The sequence below is a fragment of the Amycolatopsis thailandensis genome (genome assembly GCF_042723255.1).
Lineage (GTDB): Bacteria > Actinomycetota > Actinomycetes > Mycobacteriales > Pseudonocardiaceae > Amycolatopsis > Amycolatopsis thailandensis.
Genome location: NZ_JBHXJK010000058.1, coordinates 16,102 through 42,827, shown reverse-complemented (window position 1 = coordinate 42,827; position 26,726 = coordinate 16,102). Strand labels below are relative to the sequence as shown.

Genomic DNA, 26,726 nt, shown 5'->3' with positions numbered 1-26,726 from the left:
CGATGTCGACCCGGACTCTCGACCGCGAAACCACCGTCCGCCGCGCCCCGCGCTCCGTCATCATCTCGGCCTGGGCCGTCCCGATCATGGTCCTCGGCCAGTTCGCGATGCTCGCCGTCGTCCCGGTCGCCCTGGTGCTGATCGGCACCCTGCGCGACGCCCGGCTCAGAGCGCTCCACTGGGGCGCGATCGCCCTCACCGCGGCCTACGCCACGCCCTTGGCGCTCTGGGCGATCGGTCCCGAACGCGCGCAGAGCCTGTCCAAGGACATGCATCCCGTGTTCGCCGCGATCATCGTCGCCGTGGGCGTGGCGTTCGCCGTCGCCTACCACGTGCTTCGCCGGAAGACAGCGCTCAGTCGGTGAACGAGGGGATCACGCCGTAGGAGGCCTTCCGTGAAGCGCGGCGCAACGTCGCGAGCACGGCGGGCCCCAGTACCAGGATCGCCACCGCGTTGGTGATCGCGCGACCGGTGTCCCATCCCGCCGTCGACGTGAGCAGCGTGAAGACGGCGAACCGGTGCAGGTTCTCCAGCAGCGGAGCGCCGGGAACGTAGGAGATGTGCCCGTCGTGGTACGGCACTTCGGCGTCGGTGATGAACGGCCAGAACCACAGGTTCATCAGGAACCCGAACACGTACGCGACGAAGATCCCGTAGCCCACCAGCATCGCGATCTCGGCCTTGCCGGTGACGCGGCGCGGCAGGAGTCCCGCGCCCATCCCGATCCACGCCGAGCACATCATCTGGAACGGCAGCCACGGCCCCACGCCGGCGGTCAGCAGCGCCGAAGCGAACAGCGACGTACAGCCCAGCACGAAACCGAATCCGGGCCCGAGTACGCGGCCCGCCAGCACCAGCAGGAAGAACACGGTCTCGATGCCCGCGGTCCCCGCGCCGAGCGGGCGCATCGCGGCGTTGACCGCCGAGAGGACGCCGAGCATCGCGAGGGCCTTGGAATCCATTCCCCCTTCGGACATCTCGGCCAGCACGATGACGATTAGGATCGGCAGGATCCCGATGAACACGAACGGCGCGTCCGGCCCGTGCTGCATCGACTGCGGTTCGACGCGGACCAGGAGCGGCCAGATGAACATCATCAGTCCCGCGAGCGACGCGAGGCCGAGCACGGCCGCCGAACGCGGGCCCAGCCGGACCGCGGGGGCCGTGCTCACGGGACCTCCTGCGGCAACGCCGAGCGGACGTCGTCGACGGTGAGCCACGGTTCCCCGAGGATCTTCGCGACCTGGGTGGCGAACGCCGGGGAGCCGCCGAGCACCTCACCGGTCGGGCCGTCCGAGACGACCTCCCCTTCCGCCATCACGAGTACGCGGTGCGCGATCGTCGCGACGAATTCGACGTCGTGGGTGGCCACGACGACCGCCCTGCCCTCGGCGGTCAGCGACGCGACCATCTGCGCCAGCGCGGCCTTCGCGGTGTAGTCGAGGCCGCGGGTCGGTTCGTCCAGCAGCATGATCCGCGGGGCGGCCGAGAGCTGGACCGCGAGCACGAGTGCGAGCCGCTGTCCCTCCGAAAGGTCGCGCGGATGCGACGCGGGATCGATGCCGGGAGCGAGCCTGTCGAGCAGTCCACGGCTGTAGCCGGGCTCCGCCCCCGATTCCGCGTCGGCGGCCTCGCATTCGGCGGCGACGGTCTGGAGATACAGCAGGTCGCTCGCGGTCTGCGGCACCATCCCGACGAGCTTCCGCGCCGCGGCGCTGCCCAGCGTCTTCGGATCCTTGCCCTCGACGGTGACCTTGCCACCCTGGCGGGGACCGGATCCCTGCACCGCCCACAGCAGCGACGATTTGCCGGAACCGTTGCGCCCCATCATCGCCAGCACTTCGCCGGCGCGAAGGGTCAGGTCGACCTCGCGCACCGCGACCTTCGGCCCGTACCGCACGACGACCCCGGACGCGGTCAGCAGCTCCTCGCCCGCGGTCGTGTTCCGCACGGGCGGAGTCCCCAGCATCAGCGAAGAAGCGCGCCGCCGGGCGTCGCGGACCGTCATCGGCAGCGGCGCCCAGCCAGCCAACCGTCCCAAGTGGACGATCGGTGGCGCGATGGGCATGTCCTTCAACACTTCCGGCGGGGTCCCGTCGACCACTACCCCGGTGCCCGGCACGAAGATCATCCGGTCCGCGAACGGGATCACCCGTTCCATCCGGTGCTCGGCCATCAGCACCGTCGTGCCGAGGTCCTCCACCAGCCGCGCCAGCGTCGCCAGCACCTCCTCGGCGGCGGTCGGGTCCAGCGCCGAGGTCGGTTCGTCCAGCACGAGCACCTTCGGATGGGTGGTGAGCACCGAGCCGATGGCCACCCGTTGCTGCTGCCCGCCGGACAGCGTCCGCAACGCCCGCCTGCGCAGCTCCGCGATCCCGAGCAGGTCGAGGGTCTCCTCCACCCGGCGGCGCATCACCTGCGGACTCAGGCCGAGCTGTTCCATGCCGTACGCGAGTTCGTCCTCGACCGTGTCGGTGACGAAGCCCGCGAGCGGGTCCTGGCCGACGACGCCGACCAGATGTGCGAACTCGCGCGGCGGCCGGGACCTCGTCGTGACGCCGTCGACCGAGACGGTCCCTTCGAGATGACCGCCGGTGAAATGCGGGACGAGACCGTTGATCGTGCCGAGCAGCGTCGACTTGCCCGCGCCGGTCTGGCCCGCGAACAGCACGAGTTCGCCCTCACCGATGGACAGCGTCACGTCGGACAGAACGGGCTCGGACCGGCCGTGGTAGGTGAAGGAAACGTGGTCGAGTTCGATCATGCGTTGACTTCTTCTTCGAGTGCGGCGTAAGGAGGTTCGGGGATCGGGGTCAGGAAGGCGGGCAGGACGCCGACCAGCACCCCGAGCAACGGCGCCCACGAAAGCGACGGCCAGGACAGGTCGATCAGCGACGGGTTCATGTTCATCGGGTTCACTTCCGACGTCGTGAACAGGATGGCCGCGACGGCGATCCCGCTCACGGCGACGACGATCTCCGGCAGCTGCCAGCGGTCGGGCCGGTAGCGGGTGCGCTGGACCCGTTTGCCCGCCGACCAGAACCCGACCAGCCCGACCACGAGCCCCACCGAAAGCACCGGTGCGGCCAGGTATCGGGGCGTCGAACCGTCCAAAGTGGCGTAAACGCCGACACAGACGCCGATCAGGCCGACGATCATCAGCGTTCCCGTGATCAGCCGCGCACGCGCCTCGACCAACCCCGCGCGGCCGTAACCCCGCGAGTCCATGGACGCGGCGAGTTGCAGCGAACGGGAAAGCGCGTCCTCCAGCACCGGGATGAGGACGGTGTGGAGGGCTTTCACCTTCTTCTTTCCCGATCCGCCGCGCAGTTTGCGGGCCCGCCGGACCCGCAGCACGCTTTCGGCCAGCTGAGGGAACACCGACAGCGCGACGATCACCGCGGTGCCCACTTCGTACAACGCCGGCGGCATCGCCTTGAGCAGCCGTTTCGGGTTCGCCAGCGCGTTGGCCGCGCCGAGGCAGATCACCATCGTCGCCAGCCGCATCCCGTCGTAGAGCCCGCCCAGCAACGATTCCGCGGACACGTCGCCGAAGAGCCGGATGCCCGCCGCCCATTCCGGCAGCGGGATCTCGGGCAGCCGCAGGATGATCGTCGAACCCTCGGCACCGCCGAACACGACGCGGAAGAACACGCGGATCGCGACGATGAACGCGCCGAGGTAAAGGTAGAGCCGGAACGCCAGCGCCCACGGCGCCTCGGATCGCCGGGCCACGACGACGTAACCCGCGACAGCCACGATGGTCAGCAGCAGCCACGGGTTCGTCGTGCGGGTCGCCGCGACGGCGAGCCCCAGCGCCCACACCCACCAGGCGGCCGGATGCAGGTCGCGCGGCAGGAAGTAGGACGTCATCAAGCTCCTTGTGCGCGTTTGCGTCTGCGTGCCATCAGGAATCCTGCCACGCACAACGCCAGCACCGCGCCACCGGCAGCCCAGGGCGCCCAGTCACTGGCTCCGGACTCGCGCTCGATCACCGCGTTGACGTCCTCGGCGTTCTCGCCGCCGGTGAACGCGACGTTCATCGACGGGTCCTGCGCTTTCGGCCTCGCCGACGCGCTCGGACGCGGCTTGGGCGGCGGCAGCGCTCCGGAACTCGGGCCCGCGACCGGCGCTTCGCCGGGGGCGGCCTCCTCTGTGGCCTGAGGAGCGCCGCCGGGCTGCTGCCCGGTCCCCGCCTGCGGTCGCTGTTGCTGTTCACCGGGATCGTTGGTGACGGGCTTGGCTTCCTCACGCGGTACGCACGGGACGTTCTCGGTGCCCGGCCGCACCGCGGAGACCCGCGGCACCGGGTTGCTCTGGGCGGTCGCGTTCAGGGAGAACGACCAGCCCTCGAACCCGCCGGGGATGAAGTCGCGGTTCTTGACGCCCCACTGGCTGTAGTCCCACGCGCAGTTGTTCGAGGCGTGCCAATAGGACCAGTAGGCCTGCGCCGGGGGCGTGTCGACACACAGCTCGCGGTACTTCTCGCGGCCGGCGATCGGGATGTTCTCGGTCGCCGACGGGCGGTTCTCGACCCGGCAGATGAACGACTCGCCCCAGCGCTGCACCCCGGCGATCTGGAAACCGGCGCCCTTCAGCGCGTCCAGGCCGGTACCGCGGGTGGTCTGGGGATTACAGCGCACGATGGTCGTGCCGCCGAGTTTCTGGAAGTCGACGACGACGGTGACCCCGGTGGCGTCCTTGCAGAACCCGGGATACCCCTTGCCCTGGTCGACCGCGTGCGCGGACGGCGCCGTGGCGGCGATCAGGAAGATCGCCGCCACCAGTCCGAGGACCCTTTTCACGGGATGGCCGGGTTCCTCGGCGTGACACCGGGAACCGGATTGGTCGTCGCCGACTTGTTCAGCGAGAACGACCAGCCTTCGAAACCGCCGGGGACGACGTTGCGGTTGAGCGCGCCGTAGTTGCTGTAGGTCCAGGTGGTCCCGGAACCGTCGGCGTGCCAGTAACCCCAGTACGCGCCGGCGGGCGGCGTGTTGACGCACGGCTCCTTGTAGCTCGGGTTGCTCGACAGCGGGATGGTCTCCGTCGCGGCCGGGCGGCCTTCCAGGCGGCAGACGAAACCAAGGCCCCAGCGGGCGGTTCCGGCGACCGCGATCCCCGCGTCCTGCAACGCCTTGATACCCGAGCGGGCGGTGCCCGGGCTCGCGTTGGGCGAGCAGCGGGTGATCGTCGGCGCGGCTGTCCCGCCGTTGCCGTCCAGCTCCTGGAAGTCGACGACGACGGTCGTACCGGTGAGCGCGTCGGAGCCGGTGCAGATCCCGTCGTAGCCCTTGGTGGGATCGACCGCGTTCGCGGGTGCGGCGGAAAGCCCGATCAGTCCGATGAGGACGGTCGTGACGGTGAGCAGTTTTCTCATGGTGTAGCCCCCTTTGTCTTGATGAACCGGCGAAGCAGGAACAGAAGGACGATCGCGGCGGCCAGGAGGATCGTGGCCAGACCGACGAATCCCCAGATCAGCCACGCGGGCTGGGTGGTCTGGGCGGCGGCCGCTTGCAGCTGTGTCCCGGAGACGGCGTCGGCGGAGTTCGCCTCCGTGAGCGGCAGCCGGATCGCGGGCGACAGCGGCGAATCCGCGGCGGTGAGCCAAGACCGGCCCGCGACCCCTTGCGCGGCGGCCAGGCTCGTCGGGAAGTCGGTCTTCCCGTCGCTCGCCGCGACGGAACCCTTGGCGAAACCGCCGTCGGCCTGGACCAGTTTGCCCAGCGACCGCGCGGTTCCGCTCGCGTCGAGGCCGGCGGTCTGCCGCGCGGCGGCGACGGCGGCGCTGAGCACGACATCCGGCTCGCCCGCCTCGCCGGTCACCATGCCCTCGCCGGTCGGCCGGACGCCGAGCGCGCCCACCGCGGAGACGAACGCCGACACGCGCCGCTCGGTCCAGCCGTCGGGGCGTTTGGTCGACGGCGCGGCGTCGGTGTGCGGGCGTGCCGCCAGCGCGGTGACCGCGGCGGCCGTCGCGCCCAGGTCACCGGAGCCGCACTCCGCGGTGTCGAGGTGCTTCGGGAAGGTTCCGTCGGCGCACTGGCGCGAGAGGAGCAGTTCGACCGCGGGGCCGGGGTCGGCGGCGGTCGCGAGCACCGCCCACGCGTGCCGCTCGACCGTCTCGTCGGCATCGGCGAAGGAGCCGACGTCGGTGAACTTGCCGTCCGCGCCCCGCAGCTTCACCAGATCGGCGCGCAACTGCCCGGCGTCCGCCTTGGCGAACTCGGCGACGAGCACGAGCTTCGCGAGCGGTTCGGCGTAGGAGGCGCCGCTCTGCTCGTACGGCGCGCCGTGGGCGTAGGCCTGCACGGCTTCCGGCGTGAGCAGGAACTTCGACGCGCGGTCGACCGTGTCCGGCTGCTCGTCCAGTGCCCGCAAGGCGAGCACCAGATCGGCGGTGGCGTCGTAGTCGACGTAGGTCTTGCCGTCCTCGGTGACCTCGACGTGGTCGCCGCCGACGAGCCGGTTCGTCAGGTACGCGCCGAGCCGGGACGTCGCGGGGGCCGTGCCCGCGATCGCGACCGGCGTGGAGATCGCGGTCGGTGGCGGGACGCGGGCGCCGGTCGACGCCCTCGGCGTGACGGTCTTCTTCTGGGGTTTCGGTGCCGTCGTCTTCGGCGCGGGGGCCTGCGGGGCGGGTTTGGCCGCGGGCGGAGTGCTCGTGACGGTGACCGTGCTCGGCGCGGGCGGACTGGCCGACGGGGACGAGGACGTGCCCGGCGTCGGCGTGACCGAGGTCGTGGTGGTGGTGGTGGTGGTCGTCGTCGTGGTGGTCGTGGTGGTCGTTGTCGTGGTGGTGCTCGGCGCCGGTTCGCTCGTGGTCGAGGTCGGCGTGCTCGTGGGCGACCCCGTCCCGGAGGACGACGTCGTCGTGGGCGTGGTCGGCGTTTCCGAGACGCTGCTGGTCGGCGGCTGCCCACCGCCCTTCGTGAGCGAGGAGAAGCCGACCTGCGACAACCCGAGCGAAGCCTGGGCGCTCGCGCGGATCCAGGTGTCGAGGCCGCTGATCCCCGAGGCGCGCGCGGCCTCGTAGGAAGCGGGGTTGTAGGCGATCGCGCCGAGGTCTCCCGCGAGCCTGTTGCCGGAGTCGGCCGCGGCGTTCGCTTGCGCGGACTTGAGGTACCGCACGCCCTTGTCCACCGCCGCGTCCGCGCCACCCGCCTCGGCCAGTCCCTGAAGGATCAGGCCGGTGCTGTTGGTGTTCGGCGCTTCGGTGCCGACGCCACCGCCCCAGCCGCCGCCGGCGGCCTGGTTCGCTTTGAGCCACGCGACGGCCTTGGCGATCGGGGTGTCGAGCCCGGCCGCGCCCGCCTTCTTGGCGGCCAGCATCGCCGAAAGCGCGATGCCGGTGGCGTCGCCGTCGGTCGGCGAGAGGTCGAGCGGTTTGCCCTCGTCGCAGGTCGAGACCTTGTGCCCGTCCGGGGTGACGTGGTCGCCGGTCTCCTTCGTCGGGATGTAGGCGAACATGACGCGGAAGTAGCCCTCGGAACACTGCTGGGTCAGCAGCTTGTCGATGGCGAGCTGGTCGTTCTCGCCCGCCGCGGCGAGCCCGATCACGCCGAGCGCCTGGCCGAACATGTTGGCGTTGTTGATCACGTCGCCGGTGACGTCGGGCTTCTTCGTGTAGTCGCTGACCCGGCCCTTGTCGGGCCCGCCGCGCATGATCGCGTTCTGGGTCTCGGCGACCAGGTCGTAGCCGTCGAAGTTCCGCGGATTCCGGCCGGAGACCTCAGCGGCGACGAGGGTCTTGGCCGTGGCTCCACCGACGATGACGTTGTCGAACCCGGCGCCGGGGATGAATCCGTCCCAGGTGAAGTAGTCGGTGGCGTGGCCCTGGTCGTCGAGGAACTTGACGATCGGCTCGGCCTTCGCGGCATCGCCCGACGCGTACATCGAGAACAGGACGTCGAGCATCAAGCCGTGGTCCGGCAGTGAGCCGCCGTTGGGGTTCTCGAGCGTGCCGTCCGGCTGCAGCTTCGTCGCGAGCCAGCGGGAGTTCGACTTCGCCGCGTCAGGATCGTTCGCTGCTGTCGCCGTTCCGGTGAGCAGCGCGGCGACCACGCCGACGCTGACGGCGAAGGCCAGGGCGGCCAGGGACCCGCGGCGCATGACTCCTCCTTGCGGCATGGCGGAGGACAGGCGCGGGACGCCGCAGTCACCCCTGTTTATCGCGACAGTGGTTCGGACTTCTGGTTGGTTCATCCGCCCGTGCGGTACCCCGGCTCGCCCTGGTGAAGGGCCCACGGTTGCGCGACAGCGCCGGATTTCGACCGGCTTCCCCGTCACGGGCGGCGGTATTGGGTTGTCGAGCCCGCCGAGGTTAACACCCGATTACCTCCGGCAGGCACCGCTGAGCAGGTCGGTTGCCAGGATCACAGCGTTACTCGCGCCCGGCGGTACCCCCGCGCTTGACCGGCATGACACTCTTCGGGTCGTCCGATTCAGCGCGGTCGTGGGGGAAGTCCGGTGAGAGTCCGGCGCTGTCCCGCAACGGTATGCCCTCCAGGCGAGCCCGGTCACCCACGTCGCGCGGTGTCACCGACTCCTGTCGAGGAAATGCGGGAAAGGGTTCTCATGAGACGTTTGGTCTTCGCTGTCGCCATGCTGTGCGGCATCGGGCTGGTCGCCGCTCCGGCGGCGAACGCCGCCACCCCGAACAAGGCGGACGCCGCCGCGGGCTGGCTCGCCAGGCAGATGACCGACGGGGAAAGGTTCGAGGCCGATTTCGGCGGCCAGAAGTTCCCCGACCAGGGCTTGACGATCGACGCGATCTTCGCGTTCGCCGCCGCCGGTGTGTCCGACACGAACGCGGGCAAAGCGATCACCTGGCTGGCGAAGCCGGAGATCACCACCGGCTACGTCGGCAGCGGCACCGAGGCCTACGCGGGCGCGCACGCCAAACTCCTGCTCGCCGCGCAGATCCGGGGCAAGAACCCGGCGTCGTTCGGCGGCGTCGACCTGAAGACGGGCCTGCTCTCGCTGCTCACGCCGTCCGGCCGGTTCTCCGACCGCTCCGAATACGGCGACTACTCCAACGCCTTCTCGCAGTCGCTCGCGCTGCTGGCGCTGGACCGCACTCCGGCGGGCGCGCCCGCGTCGGCCGTGACGTTCCTGGCGGGCGCCCAGTGCGCGGACGGCGGATTCCCGCTGAACTTCGGCGAAGCCACCTGCACCAGCGACGTCGACGCGACCGCGATGGTCGTGCAGGCCTTGCGCGCCACCGGTGACGCGGTGAACGCCCGCGAAGGCACGTCCTGGCTGGTCACCAAGCAGCACGCGAACGGCGGCTTCGGCGTCGGCGCGAACGCGCCGAACTCCAACAGCACCGGCCTCGCCGCCGAAGCGCTGGCCGGGCACCGTCCCGCCGCCGCGGTCAAGGCGCGGGAGTTCCTGCGGTCGCTGCAGACCGGCTGCACCGGCGCCGAGGCGGACCGCGGCGCGATCGCCTACGACGCCACCGGGCTGAACCCGGCGACCGCCCCGCGCGCGACCGCGCAGGCGATCCTCGGCCTGGCCAGGGTTCCGCTGAGCGACCTGCAGGGCGGTGGCCGTCCGCAGGCCCCGGTGCTCGCCTGCCCGTGATGTGAGCCTTCGGGTGGTTTCCGCTTGCCACCGACGGAAACCACCCGTACCGGCAGTCAGCCGGCGCGGAGCGGCTCGCGTCCTTCCACGAGCGCGCCGAGCAGAGTCGACGCCGCGTCCAGATCGGGTGCCCGGGAGGCGAGCACGTCCGAGTACAGGAACGCCTCCCCCAGCCGGACGATCGCGTAACAGAGGCTGTCCAGGCCGACCGAGGGGACGAAACCGCCGTCGTCGACGTCGCGGCGCAGCAGGTCGACGTGCGCCGCGATCACCCTCGGCTGGACGCGGCCGTGCGGATCGGTGAGCAGGCGGATCGCCAAGACCGGCTCGTCGTCGAGGAAACGGCGGAACCCGGCGCTCGCCGCGAGCACGGATCGGTACTCGCGCATGATCGCGAGACAGCGCAGCTCGCCTGCCGCGTTGCGCACCACGTCGCCTTGTTCGCGCTGCCAGGTGCGCGTCGCGGCCGCCAAGGTGCGTTCGGACAGGTAGTGGAGAGCGTCGCCCAGCAGGTCTTCCCGGTTCCCGGCGCGGCGGAACAACGTACTGCGGGAGATGCCCAGGTCCTGCGCGAAGGCGGAGGTGTCGACGCGGACACCGCGCTCGATCCACCGCGCCGCGCTGCGGATTATGTCCTCGGCAGAGGGGTTCACGACCGCAGATCGTACGAGAACGTGGCCCCTCGCTCGCGCCTGGCGTGAGCAAGGGGCCCTTCACGTACTTCAGCCGGCGGGCAGCACGCGGCCCCGCACCTCACCGAACCCGATCCGCGCGCCGTTCGCGCCGGGCGCGGTCCCGGTGATGACGACCTCGTCGCCGTCCAGCAGGAAGGTGCGCTCCTCCCCCTTGACCGTGAGCGGTTCCCTTCCGCCCCAGGACAATTCGAGGAACGCGCCGCGCTGGTTCTTCTCCGGTCCGGAGATCGTGCCGGAGCCGTACAGGTCTCCTGTGCGCGAGGACGCGCCGTTGATCGTCAGGTGCGCGAGCATCTGGGCGGGCGACCAGTACATCTCGCGGAAGGGCGGGCGGCTGACCTCCTCGCCGTTCCATTCGACGACCAGATCGATGTCGAGCCCCCACGGCGAGCTTTCCCGCAGGTACGGCAACGGCTGCGGATCGATCTGGCCCGGCAGCGGGATCCGCGCGGCCTCCAGCGCCAGGATCGGTACCACCCAAGGGGAGATCGAGGTCGCGAAGCTCTTGCCGAGATGCGGGCCCAGCGGGACGTATTCCCACGCCTGGATGTCGCGGGCAGACCAGTCGTTGAGCAGGACCGCGCCGAAAACGTGGCGGGGGAAGGCGTCCGGGGTGATCGGGGTGTTCAGCGGGGTCCCGGTGCCGACGACGAAGCCCAGCTCCGCTTCGATGTCCAGCCGCACACTCGGCCCGAACACCGGCGCCGCCTCGGCCGGGGCCTTGCGCTGACCGCTCGGGCGCACGATGTCCGTACCGGAGACCAGGACCGTGCCGGACCGCCCGTGATAGCCGACCGGGAGATGCTTCCAGTTGGGCAGCAACGGTTCCGCGTCCGGGCGGAACAGCCTGCCGACGTTCGAAGCGTGGTGTTCGGAAGCGTAGAAGTCGACGTAGTCCGCGACCTCGATCGGCAGGTGCATGCTCACCCGCCCGACGGGATGGACCGCGCCGTCGGGGATTTCGCCGGTGACCAGGTCACGGATCCGCGCCCGGACCGCCACCCAGCGGTCGTAGCCCTGCGCCATGAACGGGTTCAGCGACGGCGCGGCGAACACGTCGTCGCCGAGCGCCGCGGCCAGGTCGAGGACGGAGTCCCCGACACGCACGCCGACGCGCGGGGAACCGCCGTCGACGGAGAACACGCCGTACGGCAGGTTGTCGATCCCGAACAGGGAGCCTGCGGGGATGTCGATCGTGGTCATGCCTCTCCTCGGGGCGCCTCGAGCAGGCCGAGTCCGGCCAGTTCGGTCAGGGGGTCGGTGATGCTGCAAGTGCCGAACGACGTGAAGCCCGCGCGGACCGCGACGGCGCGATCCGGCTCCAGCGCCCGCAGTCGCCCGGCGAGAGCGGCGCCGTCTCGTTCGGCGAGCGCGGCTTCCGCGTCGCCGCCGGTGAGGACGGCGTCGGTGGCGAGCATCAGGTTCAGGAAACCGTGCTGTTCGAAGCCGGTCGCCGGGTCGGTGTTGCGGAGCGCGTGGTGCAGCCCGGCGGTGGCCTTGAACGGGACACCCGCCTCGACGGCCGCCCGGACCGCGGCCGCGAGTTCGGCCTCGTCCGGGTACAGCTCGGCCCGGACGCCACCGGTGCGGAACTTCGCGCGGTGGCCGGTGCCGGACAGGGCGGCCAGCATCCGAAGCCGCCGGCCGTCACGCGGGATCTCGACGAAAACCGGTGCGGTGGCGACGGAAATCGCGTCGACCACCTCGTCCGGCCCCATCTCGTCCGGGACGGCGATCTCGAGCGCGTCGAGTTTCACCGGCAGCGTGGCGACGGCCTTGAGCGCGCCGTCGAGCTGCGCGGGCCCGCCGGGCAGGGTGACCGCGATCGGCAGCGGGGCTTCCCGGTCGCCCAGCACCTCGGCGAGCTCGCCGAGCGCGGTGGCGGCGACCACCAGCGGTCCGACGAGGCCCGCGTACCAGGCGGAGACGTGTTCGTCGTGTGCCGCGACGGCGTCCGGCAGCGGGGCCAGCCCCGGTGGGAACACCGCGGCGTCGTCGCACAGCCCGGCGAAGAGCGCGGGAATCCGTCCGCCGTCCACCATGGTCTCCTCCTCCCCGATTTAGTTCACACTTTGACTATCCGTTGGGCAGGATAGTCCGGTCTTCCGGGCGACGGGAAGGGCTACTTGCGGCTCCGGGTGCCGAACTCGGCGCGACTCGTGATCAGCTTGCCCAGCAGCATCACGAGGATGCGCTGTTCGGTCTCGGTCAGCGCGTTCGTCCAGCCGAATTCGCGTTCGTTGTGCTCGCGGAAGACCGAGACCATCTCTTCGTGCCCCGCCTCGGTCAGCGACAGCTGCACCGAACGGCCGTCCCGCTCGTCCGGGACCCGGTCGAGCATTCCCTCCGCGACCAGCGTCTTGACCAGGTTCGACACCGCCGCCCGGCTCATCCCGGTCAGCCGGGCGGCGCTCGTCGGTTCGAGCGGTCCGGCGAGCCAGACCACGAACAGCAGCCGGAACGCCGACCACGACCGACCACGCGGCCGGTGCACCGCGGCTTCGAGGTCGTAGGTCACCAGGTCGGAGGCGCGGTTGAGGGTCAGCAGCACCTCGGTCGCCAGCTGGTGCCGGAAGCCGTACTCCTGCGCGAGCCGCCGGTTCGCCAGCGCCACGAACGACCAGAAGTCCAGCCCGGCCGCGTCCACGTCTTCCATCGCCGAACACTAACCCGACGTCTCGAAAATGGTCAAAACCTGAACTATCTCGGGGAGGACGCTGTTCGTCTCTAGCGTGGCGCTCGTGCCGTGCCGAGGGGGACGACACCCGTGTCCAGATGGACGACACGCGTGACTGGACGGACGACACGGGCCTGGAACCTCGGCCGCGAGAGTGCCGTCCGTCTGGTCACGCGTGTCGTCCATCTGATCACACGTGTCGTCCACCCCGTCACGCGAAAGTTCCGAGCTTGGTCACCGTGGTCGTGAGTGGCGATCCGGGTTGGAACGGACCGGTGTTTGTTCACCCGCTGGGCTTGGGTTCGCCTCGCCTGCCCGCTGGGGTCGAGCGTGGAGGATTCGGGACGCTGAAAGTCCCGAATCCTCCACTCGCATCACCCAACTACCCGACTCGCCTCCTGGAGGTTCCTCCAGCAGAGATCCGCAAACATGGAGGTTCCTCCATGGCGGGCAGACCCCCACACCGGGTTTGCTGAAGGCATGAGCAGAACGGAAGTGCCACCGGGGACCGCGAAAGCCGTCCGGGTGGCCGCGGGAGACCTGATCCGGGTGATCGACGTCGAGGGCGGCCAGGTCGGCGACGTGTTCGCGTTCACCGACAGCGGGGCCGACCTGGCCGAGCACCACAGCGCGGCGCACACCCGCGCCGCGACCGACAGACTGTTCCCCGCCGTCGGCGAGGCCTTCGTGACCGACCGGCGCCGCCCGATCCTGACCTTGGCCGAGGACACCTCGCCCGGCGAGCACGACATGCTGATCCCGGCCTGCGACCCGGCCCGGTATGCCGCGCTGGGAGCGCCGGGTCACCGGTCCTGCGCCACGAACCTGCGCGAGGCGCTGAGCGAGCTCGGGCTGAGCTTCACGGGCCCGGCCCCGCAGCCGATCAACGTCTTCATGCGCATCCCGGTCGGCGCGGACGGCAGGCTGAGCTGGCTGACCGCGACCTCGCGGCCCGGCGACGCCGTCACGCTGCGGGCCGAACTGGATTGCGTCGTCGTGGTTTCCGCCTGCCCGCAGGACCTCGTCCGGATCAGCGACGCCGGACTCTCCCCGCTCGCCATCGAAACAGTCCACAATGGAGGAACACGATCATGACCACCACCGTCGGCCACGCCCACCCCGCGCTGGCCCCGGCCACCCTCGGCGGTCTCGCGCTGCGCAACCGCTACGCCGTCGCCCCCATGACCCGGGTCTCGGCCGCGCCCGACGGCACGCCGACCGGCGAAATGGCCGACTACTACGCCGAATTTGCCCGCGGCGGGTTCGGGCTCGTGTTCAGCGAGGGCACCTACCCGGACACGGCGGCCAGCCAGGGATACCTCAACCAGCCCGGCCTCGCACGGGACGAACACGTCGCGGGCTGGCGCGTGGTCACCGCCGGAGTGCGCGCGGCGGGCGGCCGGATGATCGCGCAGCTCATGCACGCCGGCGCGATCTCCCAGGGGAATCCGCACCGGGACCACACCGTCGGCCCCTCCGCCGTCCAGCCGCGCGGGGAGATGATGCCCGCGTACGGCGGTTCCGGGCCGTGGGCCGCGCCCCGGGAACTGACCACCGCCGGGATCGACGACATCGTCGACGGTTTCGCCGCGGCGGCCCGGCGTGCCCGCGAGGCCGGGTTCGACGGCGTCGAAGTGCACGCGGCCAACGGGTACCTGCTCGACCAGTTCCTCACCGACTACACCAACCGGCGCACCGATTCCTACGGCGGATCGGTCGCCGACCGGATCCGGCTGACCGCCCGCGTCGTCACCGCCGTCGCCGAGGCCGTGCCGGAGCTGGTGACCGGTGTGCGGCTGTCGCAGACGAAGGTCAACGACTTCACCTACCGCTGGCCCGGCGGCCGTGACGACGCCGAGGTGATCTTCGCCGCGGTCGCCGAGGCGGGCGCGGACTACCTCCACATCGCCAGCGAAGGCCGGAACTGGCTCGAAACGGCGAAGCTGGCCGACGGCGGCACCATCACCGCCCTCGCCAGGAAGGTCACCGGGCTGCCGGTGATCGCCAACGGCGGGATGCACGACCTCACCCAGGCGAAAGAGGTACTCGAAGGCGAGCACGCCGACCTGCTCTCGATCGGGCACGGCGCGCTGGCCAATCCCGATCTGCCCGCCCGTGTCGCCGCGGCGGAACCCCTGGCCGAGTTCGACCGCGCGATGGTCTCCCCGACGGTCACGGTGGCGAACTCGCGCCGCTGGCGGGAGAGTCGGCAAGCGTGACCGAAACAAGCTGGCACGGCGGCGCGGCCGCGGTGGCGACCCTGACCTTCGACGTGGACGCGGAATCCCCGATCCTCGCGCACGGACGGGGTTACGCCGGGCATCTGTCGACCATGTCCCATCAGGCGTACGGGCCGAAGGTCGGGGTGCCGCGCATCCTCGACTTGCTCGGTGAACTGGCCGTGCCCGCGACGTTCTTCGTGCCGGGCTGGGTCGCCGAACAGCGGCCCGGCCTCGCCGCCTCGATCGTGGAACGGGGACACGAGGTGGCGCATCACTCCTACAGCCACCGGCCGCCGACCACGATGACCGCCGCCGGGCAGCGAGCCGATTTCGAACGAGGCATGGAGGTCTTCGCGCGCCAGGGCATCGAGATCAGCGGGCATCGCGCGGCGGGCTGGGAGTCCACTTGGGACACTCCGGCGCTGGTGGCGGAACACGGGCTGAGCTACGACTCGTCGCTGATGGCCGACGACCGGCCCTATCTGATCGAGACCGGGGCGGGCCGGATCGCCGAGCTGCCGGTGCACTGGTCGCTCGACGACTGGGAGCAGTACGCGTTCCTTCCCTCGCCGCAGATCGGTTCGGTGATCACCTCCCCGGTCCGGGTACTGGAGATGTGGCGCGCGGAGCTCGACGCGATGCGCCGGTACCGATGCCTGTTCAACCTGTGCCTGCACCCGTTCCTGTCGGGCAGGCCGGGGCGACTGGAGGCGGTGCGGGCGCTCATCGAGTTCGGGCTCGGCCTCGGCGACGTCCGGTTCGCGCGGTGCCGCGACGTGGCGGCCGCGGCGCTGGCCGACCCAGCATTACCCGCCGAACCCTTGCGGCGCCTGGAAATCGACCCGGCGGTCTACCCGGACTGAGCGGCCTCCAGCGCCAGGAAGAGGTCGACCCGGTCCGCGGTGCGCCCGACGTCGCGGCCGGTCAGCTCGGTGACCTTGGCCAGCCGGTTGCGCAAGGTGTTGACGTGCACGAACAGGGCCGCGGCGGTGGCCGCCCACTGGCCGTCGTGGTCGAGGAACGCCCGCAAGGTCGTCTCCAGGTCGCCGTCGCGGGCACGGTCGTGCTCGCGCAGCGGGCCGAGCAGGACGTCGGCGAACGTGTGCCGCCACTGCTCGTCGTGCGACTCCAGCAGGAGCCGGTAGCTGCCCAGTTCGGCGAAACTCGCCGCCACCGGCCCGCCACGCCTGCCCCGGAGCACGCGGCAGGCTTCGCGGCTGCGCGACAACGGTTCGCGCAGCCCGGCCGCGCCGGACACGGGATCGGCCAGCCCGACGACCACGCGCCCGCCGGAGAACCGGTGCGAAACGGCCGCCGCCAGCCGGGGCGCGAACGCGGCGGGCGATTGTCTTCCCGAGCGGAACGGCAGTACCGCCACGACGTCCCGGCTGCCCGCCGCCACGACCGCGGGCAACCCGTCCGCCAGCAGGAAGTCCGTGACGGCCTCCGCCATCCCCGGCAGGGTCGCGGTGGCGTCGTCGCCGGCGAACGCCAGCGCGATCACGGCCAGCGGACCGTCCGGGTCGACCCCGAACGCGCGCAGCCTGCCGGGCACCTCCGCGACCCGCTGCGCGCCGGAGAGCACCATGTCCAGCAGTTCGACGGCGAACCGCATCTCGATGGCCTGCACCGCCTGGTGCCGGGCCACTTCGAGGCTGAGGTAGCGGGCGGTCTGCTCCAGCGCGTCCCGCTCGTCCCGCGTCAGCCCGGCCACGGGACGCAGGCACAGCAGCGCGGCGTCCGCGTCGCCGATCGCGCCGACCGGGAACAGCGCCGCCCGCGTCCCCGCGCCGAGATCCGCCTCCAGCGGCGGCGGATGCCGGGTCAGGGCCTCCGCCGCGGCGCGTGTCTGCCCGGCGTCCAGGCCCGCCCCGGCGGACGCCAGCTCCCGGCCCATCCGATCGACGACCGCGAGGGGCAGCTCGTGCTCACGGCGCAGGACCTCCAGCACCCCGGAGGCGCCCGCGCCTCGCGAAAGCGCCGAGGTCAGCTCGTCTCCCCTTCGCACCAACGACATCAGCGCGCTCTGCCGGTCCGCGGCCTGGATCGCCGCCGCCGCGCGGGTGACGGCCGTGAAGGGCACCGCCACCGAGATCTCCAGCAGCGGCAGCCCGGCTTCGCGGCACGCCTCGGCGAGCGCCGGAGGGGTGTCACGTCGTTCGACGCGCAGCCCGAAGATGATCCCGGCCGCTCCCGCGCGGACCACCCGCGCGACGAAGTCCGCCGGGTCGGTGCGGTCCAGCCACAGGCCGTTGGTCAGCACGACCTCGTGCTCGCGCACGTACGGCCCGGGGTCGGGCAGCTCGGTGTTGTGCACCCACAGCACCTGCCCGGCCATCGCCCCGTCTCGGCCGGGGACGACCACCCGCAGTTCGAGATCCGGGTCCGCGACCAGCGCCGCCAAGGTCAGCATGACTGTGAATATATCCAGCCATCGGCGGCCTTTATGGACGATCGGCCATTTCATCGGTTTTTCATGATGCCTGGTTAGCGTCCCCGCGAAGACACTTCGTGATTCGAGGAGAACCACCGTGACGGCAGTTTCGCGCACGATCGCCGAGCGCTACACCCTGCTCGAGAAGCTGGGCGGCGACGGGACGGCCGTGCTGTGGCGTGGCGAGGACGGGCAGGAAGGGCGCCAGGTCGCGATCAAGGAGCTGCTGCTGCCCGCGCTCGACGAATCCGCCCGCGCGGCCGTCGTCGAACGGCTCCGGCGTGAGGCCGGTGTCGTGGCGGAGCACCCGTCGGTGGTGCCCGTCCACGAGGTCGTGGTGGCGGACGGGACGCCGTTCGTCGTGATGGACCCGGTGGACGGGCGGACGCTGGAGGACCTGGCGTCCTCGGGGCCGCTCCCGCCGCGGTTGGTGGCCGACATCGGCAGGCAGGTACTCGGCGCACTCGCGGCCGCCCACGCGAAGGGCGCCGTGCATGGAGACGTGCGGCCCGCGAACATCTCGGTGTCCTCCGACGGCACCGCGAGGCTGACCGGCTTCGGGGTCGGCCAGGCCCTCGACCCGGCAGGTTCACCGGCTTTCCTCGCCCCGGAAAGGATCGCGGGACACGAAGACACTCCTCACGCCGATCTCTGGTCGCTCGGCGTGACCCTGCTCGGCGCGGCCGAGGGCGCGAATCCCTTCCTGCGCGGGAACGTCGCGGCCACGCTGTACGCCGTCGTCAACGACCAGCCGGTCTTCAGCCGGACGCACGGAACACTGGCGGACGTCCTCCGCGGCCTGCTGGCGAAGGCGCCGCACGCGCGGATGCTGCCGGATCACGCGATCCCGATGCTGGCGCTGGCCGCGAACGGCGCCGAAGCCCCGGTGCCGGTCCTCCCCGCGCCGCCGCGTCCCGGGGTGAGCACGCCGTCGGTGTCCGCGATCCTGGCGGGAGTGGCGGGCATGGTGCTCGGGTTCGCGCTGCTCACGAACGCGATGGTGATGCACCAGGCGTACTACTTCTTCGACTTCTCGGATCTGTCGATCATCGTGGGGGATTTCAGCTCGATCGTCGCCGGGGTGGCCGCGGTGGCGGGCGGCGCGAGCCTGCTCGCCAGGGTCCGGGCGGGGCAGATCATGCTCAGTGTCTCCGCGCTGCTGACGCTGCTCTCGTTCGGTCTGCTGACCGTCATCGGTGAGGACCGGATCCACCTCGGCCTCGCGATCCAGCCGGGTTTCACCATCGATCTCCTGCTCCTCCTCTTCGCCATCGCCCTGACTGTCGCCGTGTGGTTCGTCCCGGCCGAACGCCCTGCTGTGGGCTGATCCGCTCACAGCAGAGAAACCGGCGAAAGGCCGTGCCCCGGCGGCATCGTCGGGGCATGACCGACTACGAGAAGCAGCCACTCTTCGACCAACGGCTCCGGGAACAGTTCTTCAGCAAGCGTGTGCTGGTCCTCGACGGCGCGCTCGACGACGACAACGGGACGGTGCTCACCACCCAGCTGCTGTCACTGGCGAGCGAGGATCCCCGCAAGGACATCGCGTTGTGGATCCACTCGCCGGGCGGCTCGGTCCCGTCGATGCTGGCGATCCGCGATGTGATGCGGCTCGTGCCGTGCGACGTCGCCACGCTCGCGCTGGGGCTGGCGTGCAGCGCCGGGCAGTTCCTGCTTTCCGCGGGCACACCGGGCAAACGGTTCGCCCTGCCGCACGCGCGGATCCTGATGCACCAGGGTTCGGCGGGCATCGGCGGCTCGGCCGTCGAGGTGGAGGTGCAGGCGGACGATCTGCGCTACACGCGCGACACGGTGCTCGGCATCATCTCCGACGACACCGGGCAGCCGATCGACCGGATCTTCGCCGACTCCCTCCACGACCGCTGGTTCACCACCGGACAGGCGCGGGAATACGGCTTCATCGACCACATCGTCGAAAGCCTCGACCAGGTCGTCCCCGTCCGCTCCCACAAACTCGGCCTCGGCTCGGAAAGGGGTGCCGGCGCATGAGCACCTACACCATCCCCAACGTCATCTCCCGCAGTCCCGGCGGCGAGCGGATCATGGACGTCTACTCGCATCTGCTGTCGGAGCGGATCATCTATCTCGGCACCGCGATCGACTCCGGCGTGGCGAACGCGCTGATCACCCAGCTGCTGTACCTGGAGGCGGACAACCCGGAGCAGGAGATCAACCTCTACATCAACACCGAGGGCGGCGACCCGTCGGCGATGCTCGCGCTGTACGACACCATGCGTTTCATCAAGGCGCCGGTGGCGACGACCTGCGTCGGCCAGGCCGTCGCGGCGGGCGCGATCCTGCTCGCCGCGGGCGAGGCCGGGCACCGGTTCGTGCTGCCCCACACCCGCGTCGTGCTGCACCAGCCCGCGGCGAAGGGCCGCGGCACGATCCCGGACCTCATCCTCCAGGCCGACGAGGTCGTGCGGGTGCGGACGCAGCTGGAGGAGATCCTGTCCTCGCACACCGGCCGGGCCGTCTCGGATCTGCGGCACGACACCGACCGGGACCGCGTGTTCGACGCGGCGGGCGCCGTCGCCTACGGACTCGCGGACCGGGTGCTCGACGCCCGGGCCTAGGCGCTGTGGTCTCTGGCGATGCGGCTAAGCGGCCATGAGCAAGGGCCCGGACGGGCGGCGGCCGACCGCGAGGCCCGTGCTGCCGCCCCGCCGGACCGTGCCCGCGATACCGAACAGGAGATCCGCGAAGTCGATCCCGAGCGCGCCCGTGACCGCGGCGATCATCTCGCTGGACGGCTCCTTGCGGCCGCGCTCGATCTCCGACAGGTACTGCGGCGAGATCCCGGCGCGTTCCGCGATGTCGACGAGACGGCCGCCTTGTTCCTCCCTCGCCGCGCGCAGGCTCTTGCCCAGCACGTCACGCCACAGCGGTTCGGGCTCGCGGTCCGAAGTGGAGGCACGCTTCTGGTGGAAAGGGAGGATGTCCGCCATACGCTCATCGTGACATCGGGGCGGGACCCGTGTGCCCCGTTCCGCTCAAGGCGAAACCCGGAACGCGCGCCGGTACGCGCCCGGCGTCGTCCCGACCTGGTCGCGGAAACGGCGGCGGAGGTTGACGGCCGAGGCGAGACCGACGCGGGTCGCGATCACCTCGACCGGCAGGCCGGTCTCCTCCAGGAGGGTGCGCGCCTCGGTCACCCGCCGGGCCAGCAGCCACGCGCCCGGCGTGGTGCCGAGCCGATCGGCGAAACGCCGGGCCAGCGTGCGCTGTGAGACGTTGAGGTGCGCGGCCAAGTCACCCACCGACAACGGTGCCCCGAGCCGTTCGCCCGCCCAGGCGAGGAGGCCGTCCAGTTCGTCCTCGGGCGGCGGAGCCGGGACGAACTGTGCTTGACCGCCGTCGCGATGCGGCGGCATCACCATGTGCCGGGCGACCAAAGCGGCGTGCGCGGCCCCGTGGTCCCGCCGGACGAGGTGCAGGCAGAGGTCGATCCCCGCGCCCGCCCCGGCGCTCGTCGCGACGTCGCCATGGTCGACGTAGAGCACGTCCGGTTCCACCCGTATCCGCGGGAATTCCTCGCGCAGCCGGGCGGCGCGGGCCCAGTGCGTGGTCGCCGTCCTGCCGTCGAGCAGTCCGGTGCGGGCCAGCGCGAAAACGCCGGAACAGATCGTGACCAGCCGCGCTCCCCCGGCGTGCGCGCGGAGCAGCGCCCGGCGCACGGGTGCCGGGAGCGGGGCTTCCACCGGGGACCAGCCCGGGATGAGCACGGTGTCCGCGTCCGACAGCGCGGAAAGGCCCCGGGTCACGGACATCGCGTACCCGGCGGTGGTCGGGACCGGGCCGGGTTTCTCCGTGCAGACGTCGAACTCGTAGTACCGCGGCACCCCGGCCCGCTCCGTGCCGAAGACCTCGGCGGCGATCCCGAGCTCGAACGTCGACTGCACCGGCCGCACCAGGGCCATCACGCGATGCATGGCAAGAAAGTACCCCATGATGTCTTCCCGGACACTGTCCGACGGCCCGGTGATCGCGGCACGATGAGTCCATGCACCCCGAGATCCTCGCCCAAGCGGGCTACACTTCCGTCTCCGTCAAGGAATCCCCGGTCCGCGAACTCTTCCCCGGGATCCGGCTTCGTCCACTGTGGACAGGTCCGGACGGCGCGCACGCCAACGTACTGGAGATGGATCCCGGCACCTCGTGGCCGCATCGCGACGTCCACGAGCCGGGAGCCGAGGAGGTGTACGTCGTCTCCGGCACCTTCAACGACGGCGCGCGCGACTATCCGGCGGGGACCTTCCTGCACGCCCCGGCCGGTTCGTGGCACGTGCCGGCGTCCGCGACCGGGTGCACGCTCTTCGTCTTCTACCCCGAAGGCTGATCCGGAGTCACCCGACGACCCGCAACCCGCTCTCGGCCGCGAGGATCCCCGCGATCGAAACAGCCTGCTCGGCGGTGATCTTCGCGCCGCGCAAGGTGAGCAGCCCCCGGACTCCGGACAACCGGGAGCCGCGCAGGTCGCAGTCCGCCGCGCCGGTCGCCGCGAACTCCGTTTCGGTGAAGTCACAGTCCACAAAGGTCAGTCGGGACAGGTCGCCGGAGAACACCGTCTCCCGGAACGAAGACCCGGAGAACACGACCGGACCCTTGGCCCGCTCGACGGCCAGCGACGCGTAGTCGAACCGCGCGTTCTCGACGTACAGATCGGAAGCCGACGCGATCGAAACGCCCAGCCCGATCGCGCGGCAGCGAAGGATTTCGACGCGTCGCGCGGAGAGTTCGCGGATGGCCGCGTTGGAGAGATCGACGCCTTCGAGGACGACGTCGGACAGTGTCAGCCTGTCGAGGCGGGCGTTGGCCAGGCTCACTTCCGAGACGAGGGAACGCACGATCTCCCCGCCGCCGCGGACGCCGTCCTGCTCGCCGCCGTCGAGATGGACGGAGTCGAAATCGAAGTAGCCCTCGAACACGGCGGGTTCGGCGGTGAGGTCGTCCCGCCCGACCGAGGGGCGCCGCACCTTGATGCCGTCGAAATCCCGGAACTCCATGATCCGGACGCTACCTCAGGGCGACTCGGCCCAGGTGATCGTGAGTGGCGTTTCGGGTCAGGGCCAACCGTGTCTTGCGTACCTACGGGTCGAGCGGTTTCGCGTGACCGATGGGACGGCACGCGTGATCAGACGGACGGCGCGCGTGATCAGACGGACGGCACACGGTGGACTCGGCCGTCGCCGAGTGTCGTCCCCCTGGACACACGTGCCGTCCGTCTGATCACCCGTGTCGTCCGCCTGGACACACGTGCCGTCCGTTCGGGCAAGCGAAGGACCGGCTCGACCCGGGTGGATCGTGAGTGGCGACTCTGGTCATCGAGGGGAGGAAAAGTGTCCTGTTCGCTTGCCGTCTTGTCTGCTTGGAAGGTTGCGAAAGTGGCTTTCGCAACCTTCAACGTTGTGAAAGTGGCTTTCGCGACACCGCCGACCCGTCAGACCGCACCGAGCCGAGGTGCGTGGCCTGGCGGGGCGCCTGTTCCCGGTCCTTGCCCCGCCGAACACCCGAGCGGCCGAACTCGCCATCTGCGCCTTACCCCTAAAGAACCCGAATCCCCACTCACGACCAGCTCGGCCCGCGAACCCTGTCGGTCAGCCGGTCCGCCGGGGGCGACGCTGGTAGATTCCGGTACAGGGGTTGAGCCGCCAGCCCTCGTTGGCAGCACCCCGAGCAGGAGCATTGATGACGACCGATGTCGCGCGGCCCCTCCACCGCTCTTCCGGAGACGGTTGGACGCTGGAGACCTACGACTCCGACGGATTCACCGTGTACGCGATGACCGGCGAGTTCGATTTCGCCGTGTCCGCCAAGCTCCGTCAGGTGATCGAAGAGCGCCCGCCGTCGTCCGGCCTGGCCGTCGCGGACATGACCGAGGTCCGGTTCTGCGATTCGAGCTGTCTGCAAGTCCTCCTCCGCCTGGCCCAGCTACTGCGCGAGAGTGACGGCCGGTTCGCCGTCGCCACGTCGGTCCACGCCGTCGTCCGGCCACTCACGCTGCTGCGCCTCGAAGAACTCATGCCGGTCCACCCGACCGTCGAAGCCGCGCGCACCGCACTGGCGTCCCGCTCATGACCTCGTCCGACGCCACGGTCCGCCAGGACACCCAGGTCAGCGAGTTCTCCATGGCCGAGGACCTCCACGGCCTCGCCGAGGTGCGCGCCTGGACGCGGACCACGCTGGACGGGTTGCCCGCCGACACGATCGCGGACGTCGTGATGGTCGTGGACGAACTCAGCTCGAACGCACTCCGGCACGGCCAGGCCCCGTACCTGGTCCGGCTGCGGCGCACCGGGGACAACCTGCGCGTCGAGGTCGAGGACGGCGCGTCCGGCACACCGGCCAGGCCCGGTCCGCCGACCGGCACCGGTGGCCACGGACTCACGCTCGTCGCCCTGGCCACGACGGCTTGGGGCCAGACAGCCCGCCCGGACGGCAAGACGGTGTGGGCGGAGTTCGAAGTCGCGGACGCCGATGGCTGAGCCGGTGATCGCCGATCCGGTGACGACCGGGCGGAGCTGGGACACCGCGCCCTCACCCGCCCTGGTCGTCGACGGAGACGGAGTCGTGCGGGACCTCAACGGCGCCGCCCGCGCCTTGTTCCCCGAGGCGCGGCCGGGCCTCCCGCTGCGGCACGGGACACCCCCTTGGCTGGCGGACGCGGGCGCGGACGAGATCGTCCGCGGCGTCGCCGGCGACCGCTCCTGGGCCGCGGCCCCGGTACCGCACGACGGCGTCGTCACCTGGTGGCTGGCCGACGAGACCGACGCGGAAGCAGCGCACGACCTGCTGCGGCAGGAACGGCAGCGCGTCGCGTTCCTCACGGATGCCTCGGCGGCGCTGCTGAGTTCGCTCAACGTCGAACGCTGCATCGAAGTGGCCGCGCGGCTGGCGGCCGAACATCTGGCCGCCGCGGCGGTGGTGCTGGCCCCGCCGGTCCAGGGCGGTCATCCGGCGGCTTCGTGTGTCCGCGGCGAGGCCGTGACGCTGTCCAGGCTGACCATCGACCCCGCCGACCTGCCGGGACTGGACGAGGCGCTGCGCGGTTTCCCGCCGGTGCCCTCACGCTGGCTCGATCCGGGCGCCGCGCCGTCCTGGATCCTGCCCGCCGGTTTCGGCCCGGCGACGTCGATCGTCGTCACGCCGCTGCCGGGACACGGCGTGCCCGCCGGGGCGCTGGTCCTCTTGCGCACCGGCGACCAGGCGGCCTTCACCGAGCAGGAAGAGATCTTCGCGCGGCTGTTCGCGGCCCGTGCGGGTGCCGCGATCTCGGCGGCGCGGATGTTCGCCCACCAGGCGTCGACGACCGAGACGCTCATGCGCGAGCTGCTTCCGCCGCGACTGGAGCAGCTCGGCGGCGTCGAGTTCGCCGGGCGTTACCGGCCCGCGCAGGACGAGGACCTGATCGGCGGCGACTTCTACGACGTCCATTCCGCCGTCGACACCGCCGGGAACGAGTCGCTGGCGGTGCTCGGCGACGTCTGCGGGAAGGGGCTCGACGCCGCCGTCCTGACCGGGAAGATCCGGACGACGCTGCGCGCGCTGCTGCCGATGGCCGAAGACCACCATCGGCTGCTCAGCCTGCTGAACACGTCGCTGACGAGCCATGAGGACGGCCGGTTCGTCACGCTCGCGCTGGCCTCCGCCCGCCGCGAGGGCGACGCGGTACGGCTGCGCGTCACCTGCGCCGGGCATCCGCCGCCGCTGGTCGTCCGCTCCGGCGGCGTCGTCGAAGAGGTGGACACCGGCGGCAATCTGATCGGCGTGCTCCCCGAGATCCGGACGACGACGGCGGAGATCCTCCTCGCGCCCGGAGAGAGCTGCCTGCTGTACACGGACGGTATCGTGGAGGCCAAGGGCGGCCCGCTAGGCGACGAGATGTTCGGCGAGGAACGGCTGCACACGGCGCTGTCCGAATGCGCGGACATGGCGGCCGACGCGGTCGCCGAACACGTCCAGATGCTGGCCGCGCACTGGGTCGGCCGTCGGCCGCACGACGACATGGCGGTGCTGGTGATCAGCGCACCGCGGACCCCACGGAGGCCCGAGACCCCGTGACCACGGAGTACTTCGAACGGCTGTGGCAGGCGGTGACCGCCGGGGACGAGTACGCCGCCGGAGATGTCGTGGTCTCGGCGCTCGGCGCGGGTATCGACACGGAGAGCGTGCTGCTGGACGTGATCGGCGGCGTGCAGCGCAAAGTCGGCCAGGAATGGGCGGCGAACCGGTTCACCGTGGCGCAGGAACACGCGGCGACCGCGATCAACGACCGGGTGCTCGCCGGTTTCGGCTACGCGCTTCCCCGGCCACGCGCGCACCGGGGCCGTGTCACGGTGGCGTGCGTCGACGGCGAATGGCACGCCATGCCCGCCCGGCTGCTGGCCGAAGTGCTGAAGTTCCGCGGTTTCCGTGTCGACTACCTCGGTGCCCAGGTGCCCGCCCCGCATCTGGTCGCCCATCTGCACCGCACCGGGCCCGACGTGGTGGCGCTTTCGGCTTCGCTGGCCACTCGCCTGCCCGCCGCGCACGCCACGATCACGGCCTGTCAGGCGGCCGCGACCCCGGTCATCGCGGGCGGAGCGGCGTTCGGGCCGGACGGCCGGTACGCGCGGCTGCTCGGGGCGGACGCCTGGGCCCCGGACGCACGCGCGGCGGCGGATCTCCTGGCCGCGCCCCTGCCCCGCCCCCGGGCCGGGCATCAGCCCCTCGACGACCTCCCCCATCTGGCCGATCAGGAGTACACCCTGGTTTCCCGGACTTCCAGCAGGCTGGTGAAGTCCGTCATGAAGGGTTTGGAAGACCGCGTCCCGGCGATGCGCGAGTACACCCTCCGCCAGCGCCAGCACGCCGCAGAGGACATCGCCCACATCGTCGAGTACCTGGCGGTCTCGCTGTACGTGGGCGACGAAGACCTGTTCACCGGTTTCCTGGCCTGGACCGCGGACATCCTGTCGGCCCGCCACGTACCGCCCGGTTCCCTGTTGCCCGCGCTGGAACTCCTGCGCGGGCAGCTGCGCGACTTCCCGCGTTCGCAGGCGATACTCGACGCCGCGCACACGCGGTTGAGCGACACTCTCACCCCGTGAAA

27 protein-coding genes and 2 riboswitches are annotated in these 26,726 nt (G+C 71.0%); of the genes, 13 read left to right on the top strand and 14 right to left on the bottom strand.

Annotated elements, in window-relative coordinates:
* Nucleotides 1–2 precede the first annotated feature (2 nt).
* Entirely contained in the window at nucleotides 3–365 is a 363-nt protein-coding gene (locus tag ACFWMR_RS23305; RefSeq protein ID WP_378379874.1) for a hypothetical protein, read from the top strand.
* Here ACFWMR_RS23305 and ACFWMR_RS23300 read toward each other — a convergent pair.
* From ACFWMR_RS23300 to ACFWMR_RS23275, 6 genes are read right to left on the bottom strand one after another with little or no spacing between them, the layout of a single operon-like run.
* A complete protein-coding gene (locus tag ACFWMR_RS23300) occupies nucleotides 355–1,173 on the bottom strand; it encodes an ECF transporter S component (protein ID WP_378379873.1) in 819 nt (272 codons plus the stop codon). The genes ACFWMR_RS23305 and ACFWMR_RS23300 overlap by 11 nt on opposite strands.
* On the bottom strand, nucleotides 1,170–2,765 hold the full coding sequence (locus tag ACFWMR_RS23295; RefSeq protein WP_378379872.1) for an ABC transporter ATP-binding protein: 1,596 nt from the start codon (nucleotides 2,763–2,765) through the stop codon (nucleotides 1,170–1,172). Before ACFWMR_RS23295 ends, ACFWMR_RS23300 begins: the two co-directional genes overlap by 4 nt.
* A complete protein-coding gene (locus ACFWMR_RS23290; protein WP_378379871.1) occupies nucleotides 2,762–3,874 on the bottom strand; it encodes an energy-coupling factor transporter transmembrane component T in 1,113 nt (370 codons plus the stop codon). The genes ACFWMR_RS23295 and ACFWMR_RS23290 overlap by 4 nt, the downstream gene beginning before the upstream one ends.
* A complete protein-coding gene (locus ACFWMR_RS23285) occupies nucleotides 3,874–4,806 on the bottom strand; it encodes an ABC transporter substrate-binding protein (RefSeq protein WP_378379870.1) in 933 nt (310 codons plus the stop codon). Before ACFWMR_RS23285 ends, ACFWMR_RS23290 begins: the two co-directional genes overlap by 1 nt.
* Entirely contained in the window at nucleotides 4,803–5,381 is a 579-nt protein-coding gene (locus ACFWMR_RS23280) for a flagellar hook-length control protein FliK (protein WP_378379869.1), read from the bottom strand. The genes ACFWMR_RS23285 and ACFWMR_RS23280 overlap by 4 nt, the downstream gene beginning before the upstream one ends.
* Entirely contained in the window at nucleotides 5,378–8,113 is a 2,736-nt protein-coding gene (locus ACFWMR_RS23275) for a hypothetical protein (RefSeq protein ID WP_378379868.1), read from the bottom strand. Before ACFWMR_RS23275 ends, ACFWMR_RS23280 begins: the two co-directional genes overlap by 4 nt.
* An 81-nt stretch (nucleotides 8,114–8,194) precedes the next feature.
* Nucleotides 8,195–8,309: riboswitch (cobalamin riboswitch) on the bottom strand.
* 110 nt (nucleotides 8,310–8,419) lie between these two features.
* Nucleotides 8,420–8,546: riboswitch (cobalamin riboswitch) on the top strand.
* A 32-nt stretch (nucleotides 8,547–8,578) separates the two neighbouring features.
* Between ACFWMR_RS23275 and ACFWMR_RS23270 the strand changes: the two genes are divergently transcribed.
* Complete coding sequence (locus ACFWMR_RS23270) at nucleotides 8,579–9,586, top strand: prenyltransferase/squalene oxidase repeat-containing protein (RefSeq protein ID WP_378379867.1); 1,008 nt, start codon at nucleotides 8,579–8,581, stop codon at nucleotides 9,584–9,586.
* 56 nt (nucleotides 9,587–9,642) lie between these two features.
* On the opposite strand, the gene ACFWMR_RS23265 is transcribed toward ACFWMR_RS23270, so the two are convergent.
* The 4 genes from ACFWMR_RS23265 to ACFWMR_RS23250 all read right to left on the bottom strand — a co-directional run bounded on the left by ACFWMR_RS23265 (nucleotide 9,643) and on the right by ACFWMR_RS23250 (nucleotide 12,937).
* Nucleotides 9,643–10,239, bottom strand: coding sequence for a QsdR family transcriptional regulator (locus ACFWMR_RS23265; RefSeq protein WP_093938360.1), 597 nt, complete (start codon nucleotides 10,237–10,239; stop codon nucleotides 9,643–9,645).
* A 69-nt stretch (nucleotides 10,240–10,308) separates the two neighbouring features.
* Nucleotides 10,309–11,484, bottom strand: a complete 1,176-nt coding sequence (gene fahA, locus ACFWMR_RS23260) for a fumarylacetoacetase (protein ID WP_093938359.1) — start codon at nucleotides 11,482–11,484, stop codon at nucleotides 10,309–10,311.
* The gene (locus tag ACFWMR_RS23255; protein ID WP_378280001.1) at nucleotides 11,481–12,323 is read right to left on the bottom strand and encodes a hypothetical protein; all 843 of its coding nucleotides are present in this window, start codon (nucleotides 12,321–12,323) and stop codon (nucleotides 11,481–11,483) included. The genes fahA and ACFWMR_RS23255 overlap by 4 nt, the downstream gene beginning before the upstream one ends.
* Nucleotides 12,324–12,403: 80 nt before the next feature.
* The gene (locus tag ACFWMR_RS23250) at nucleotides 12,404–12,937 is read right to left on the bottom strand and encodes a MarR family winged helix-turn-helix transcriptional regulator (RefSeq protein ID WP_093938357.1); all 534 of its coding nucleotides are present in this window, start codon (nucleotides 12,935–12,937) and stop codon (nucleotides 12,404–12,406) included.
* A gap of 501 nt (nucleotides 12,938–13,438) precedes the next feature.
* On the opposite strand from ACFWMR_RS23250, the gene ACFWMR_RS23245 reads away from it, so the two are divergent.
* The 3 genes from ACFWMR_RS23245 to ACFWMR_RS23235 are packed head-to-tail and all read left to right on the top strand — an operon-like array spanning nucleotide 13,439 to nucleotide 16,043.
* A complete protein-coding gene (locus tag ACFWMR_RS23245) occupies nucleotides 13,439–14,053 on the top strand; it encodes a DUF1989 domain-containing protein (RefSeq protein WP_378379866.1) in 615 nt (204 codons plus the stop codon).
* Nucleotides 14,050–15,177, top strand: a complete 1,128-nt coding sequence (locus ACFWMR_RS23240) for an oxidoreductase (protein WP_378379865.1) — start codon at nucleotides 14,050–14,052, stop codon at nucleotides 15,175–15,177. The genes ACFWMR_RS23245 and ACFWMR_RS23240 overlap by 4 nt, the downstream gene beginning before the upstream one ends.
* Nucleotides 15,174–16,043: a polysaccharide deacetylase family protein gene (locus ACFWMR_RS23235; RefSeq protein ID WP_093938354.1), complete on the top strand. Its 870-nt coding sequence runs from the start codon at nucleotides 15,174–15,176 to the stop codon at nucleotides 16,041–16,043. Before ACFWMR_RS23240 ends, ACFWMR_RS23235 begins: the two co-directional genes overlap by 4 nt.
* Here the strand turns inward: ACFWMR_RS23235 and ACFWMR_RS23230 are convergent.
* A complete protein-coding gene (locus ACFWMR_RS23230; protein ID WP_378379864.1) occupies nucleotides 16,031–17,593 on the bottom strand; it encodes a PucR family transcriptional regulator in 1,563 nt (520 codons plus the stop codon). The two genes, ACFWMR_RS23235 and ACFWMR_RS23230, sit on opposite strands and share 13 nt — an antisense overlap.
* A gap of 118 nt (nucleotides 17,594–17,711) precedes the next feature.
* Here ACFWMR_RS23230 and ACFWMR_RS23225 point away from each other — a divergent pair, with 118 nt between their 5' ends.
* The 3 genes from ACFWMR_RS23225 to ACFWMR_RS23215 are packed head-to-tail and all read left to right on the top strand — an operon-like array spanning nucleotide 17,712 to nucleotide 20,211.
* Nucleotides 17,712–18,941 (top strand): serine/threonine-protein kinase, encoded by a 1,230-nt coding sequence (locus tag ACFWMR_RS23225; RefSeq protein ID WP_378379863.1) that lies wholly within the window; start codon nucleotides 17,712–17,714, stop codon nucleotides 18,939–18,941.
* Nucleotides 18,942–18,997: 56 nt separating this feature from the next.
* Nucleotides 18,998–19,624 (top strand): ClpP family protease, encoded by a 627-nt coding sequence (locus ACFWMR_RS23220; protein ID WP_378379862.1) that lies wholly within the window; start codon nucleotides 18,998–19,000, stop codon nucleotides 19,622–19,624.
* Nucleotides 19,621–20,211 (top strand): ClpP family protease, encoded by a 591-nt coding sequence (locus ACFWMR_RS23215; RefSeq protein ID WP_378379861.1) that lies wholly within the window; start codon nucleotides 19,621–19,623, stop codon nucleotides 20,209–20,211. Before ACFWMR_RS23220 ends, ACFWMR_RS23215 begins: the two co-directional genes overlap by 4 nt.
* A 24-nt stretch (nucleotides 20,212–20,235) precedes the next feature.
* Here the strand turns inward: ACFWMR_RS23215 and ACFWMR_RS23210 are convergent, their stop codons facing one another.
* Nucleotides 20,236–20,583: a helix-turn-helix domain-containing protein gene (locus ACFWMR_RS23210; RefSeq protein WP_093938349.1), complete on the bottom strand. Its 348-nt coding sequence runs from the start codon at nucleotides 20,581–20,583 to the stop codon at nucleotides 20,236–20,238.
* 45 nt (nucleotides 20,584–20,628) lie between these two features.
* Nucleotides 20,629–21,567, bottom strand: coding sequence for a helix-turn-helix domain-containing protein (locus ACFWMR_RS23205; protein ID WP_378379860.1), 939 nt, complete (start codon nucleotides 21,565–21,567; stop codon nucleotides 20,629–20,631).
* Between the two features lie 71 nt (nucleotides 21,568–21,638).
* Here ACFWMR_RS23205 and ACFWMR_RS23200 point away from each other — a divergent pair, with 71 nt between their 5' ends.
* Nucleotides 21,639–21,974, top strand: coding sequence for a cupin domain-containing protein (locus ACFWMR_RS23200; RefSeq protein ID WP_378379859.1), 336 nt, complete (start codon nucleotides 21,639–21,641; stop codon nucleotides 21,972–21,974).
* A gap of 7 nt (nucleotides 21,975–21,981) precedes the next feature.
* Here the strand turns inward: ACFWMR_RS23200 and ACFWMR_RS23195 are convergent, their stop codons facing one another.
* Nucleotides 21,982–22,641: a pentapeptide repeat-containing protein gene (locus ACFWMR_RS23195; RefSeq protein WP_378379858.1), complete on the bottom strand. Its 660-nt coding sequence runs from the start codon at nucleotides 22,639–22,641 to the stop codon at nucleotides 21,982–21,984.
* Nucleotides 22,642–23,323: 682 nt separating this feature from the next.
* Here ACFWMR_RS23195 and ACFWMR_RS23190 point away from each other — a divergent pair.
* From ACFWMR_RS23190 to ACFWMR_RS23175, 4 genes are read left to right on the top strand one after another with little or no spacing between them, the layout of a single operon-like run.
* Nucleotides 23,324–23,713, top strand: a complete 390-nt coding sequence (locus ACFWMR_RS23190; protein ID WP_378379857.1) for an STAS domain-containing protein — start codon at nucleotides 23,324–23,326, stop codon at nucleotides 23,711–23,713.
* Nucleotides 23,710–24,120 (top strand): ATP-binding protein, encoded by a 411-nt coding sequence (locus ACFWMR_RS23185; protein WP_378379856.1) that lies wholly within the window; start codon nucleotides 23,710–23,712, stop codon nucleotides 24,118–24,120. Before ACFWMR_RS23190 ends, ACFWMR_RS23185 begins: the two co-directional genes overlap by 4 nt.
* On the top strand, nucleotides 24,113–25,696 hold the full coding sequence (locus ACFWMR_RS23180) for a PP2C family protein-serine/threonine phosphatase (RefSeq protein WP_378379855.1): 1,584 nt from the start codon (nucleotides 24,113–24,115) through the stop codon (nucleotides 25,694–25,696). The genes ACFWMR_RS23185 and ACFWMR_RS23180 overlap by 8 nt, the downstream gene beginning before the upstream one ends.
* Nucleotides 25,693–26,724, top strand: coding sequence for a cobalamin B12-binding domain-containing protein (locus ACFWMR_RS23175; RefSeq protein ID WP_378379853.1), 1,032 nt, complete (start codon nucleotides 25,693–25,695; stop codon nucleotides 26,722–26,724). Before ACFWMR_RS23180 ends, ACFWMR_RS23175 begins: the two co-directional genes overlap by 4 nt.
* The last annotated feature ends 2 nt before the right edge of the window (nucleotides 26,725–26,726 follow it).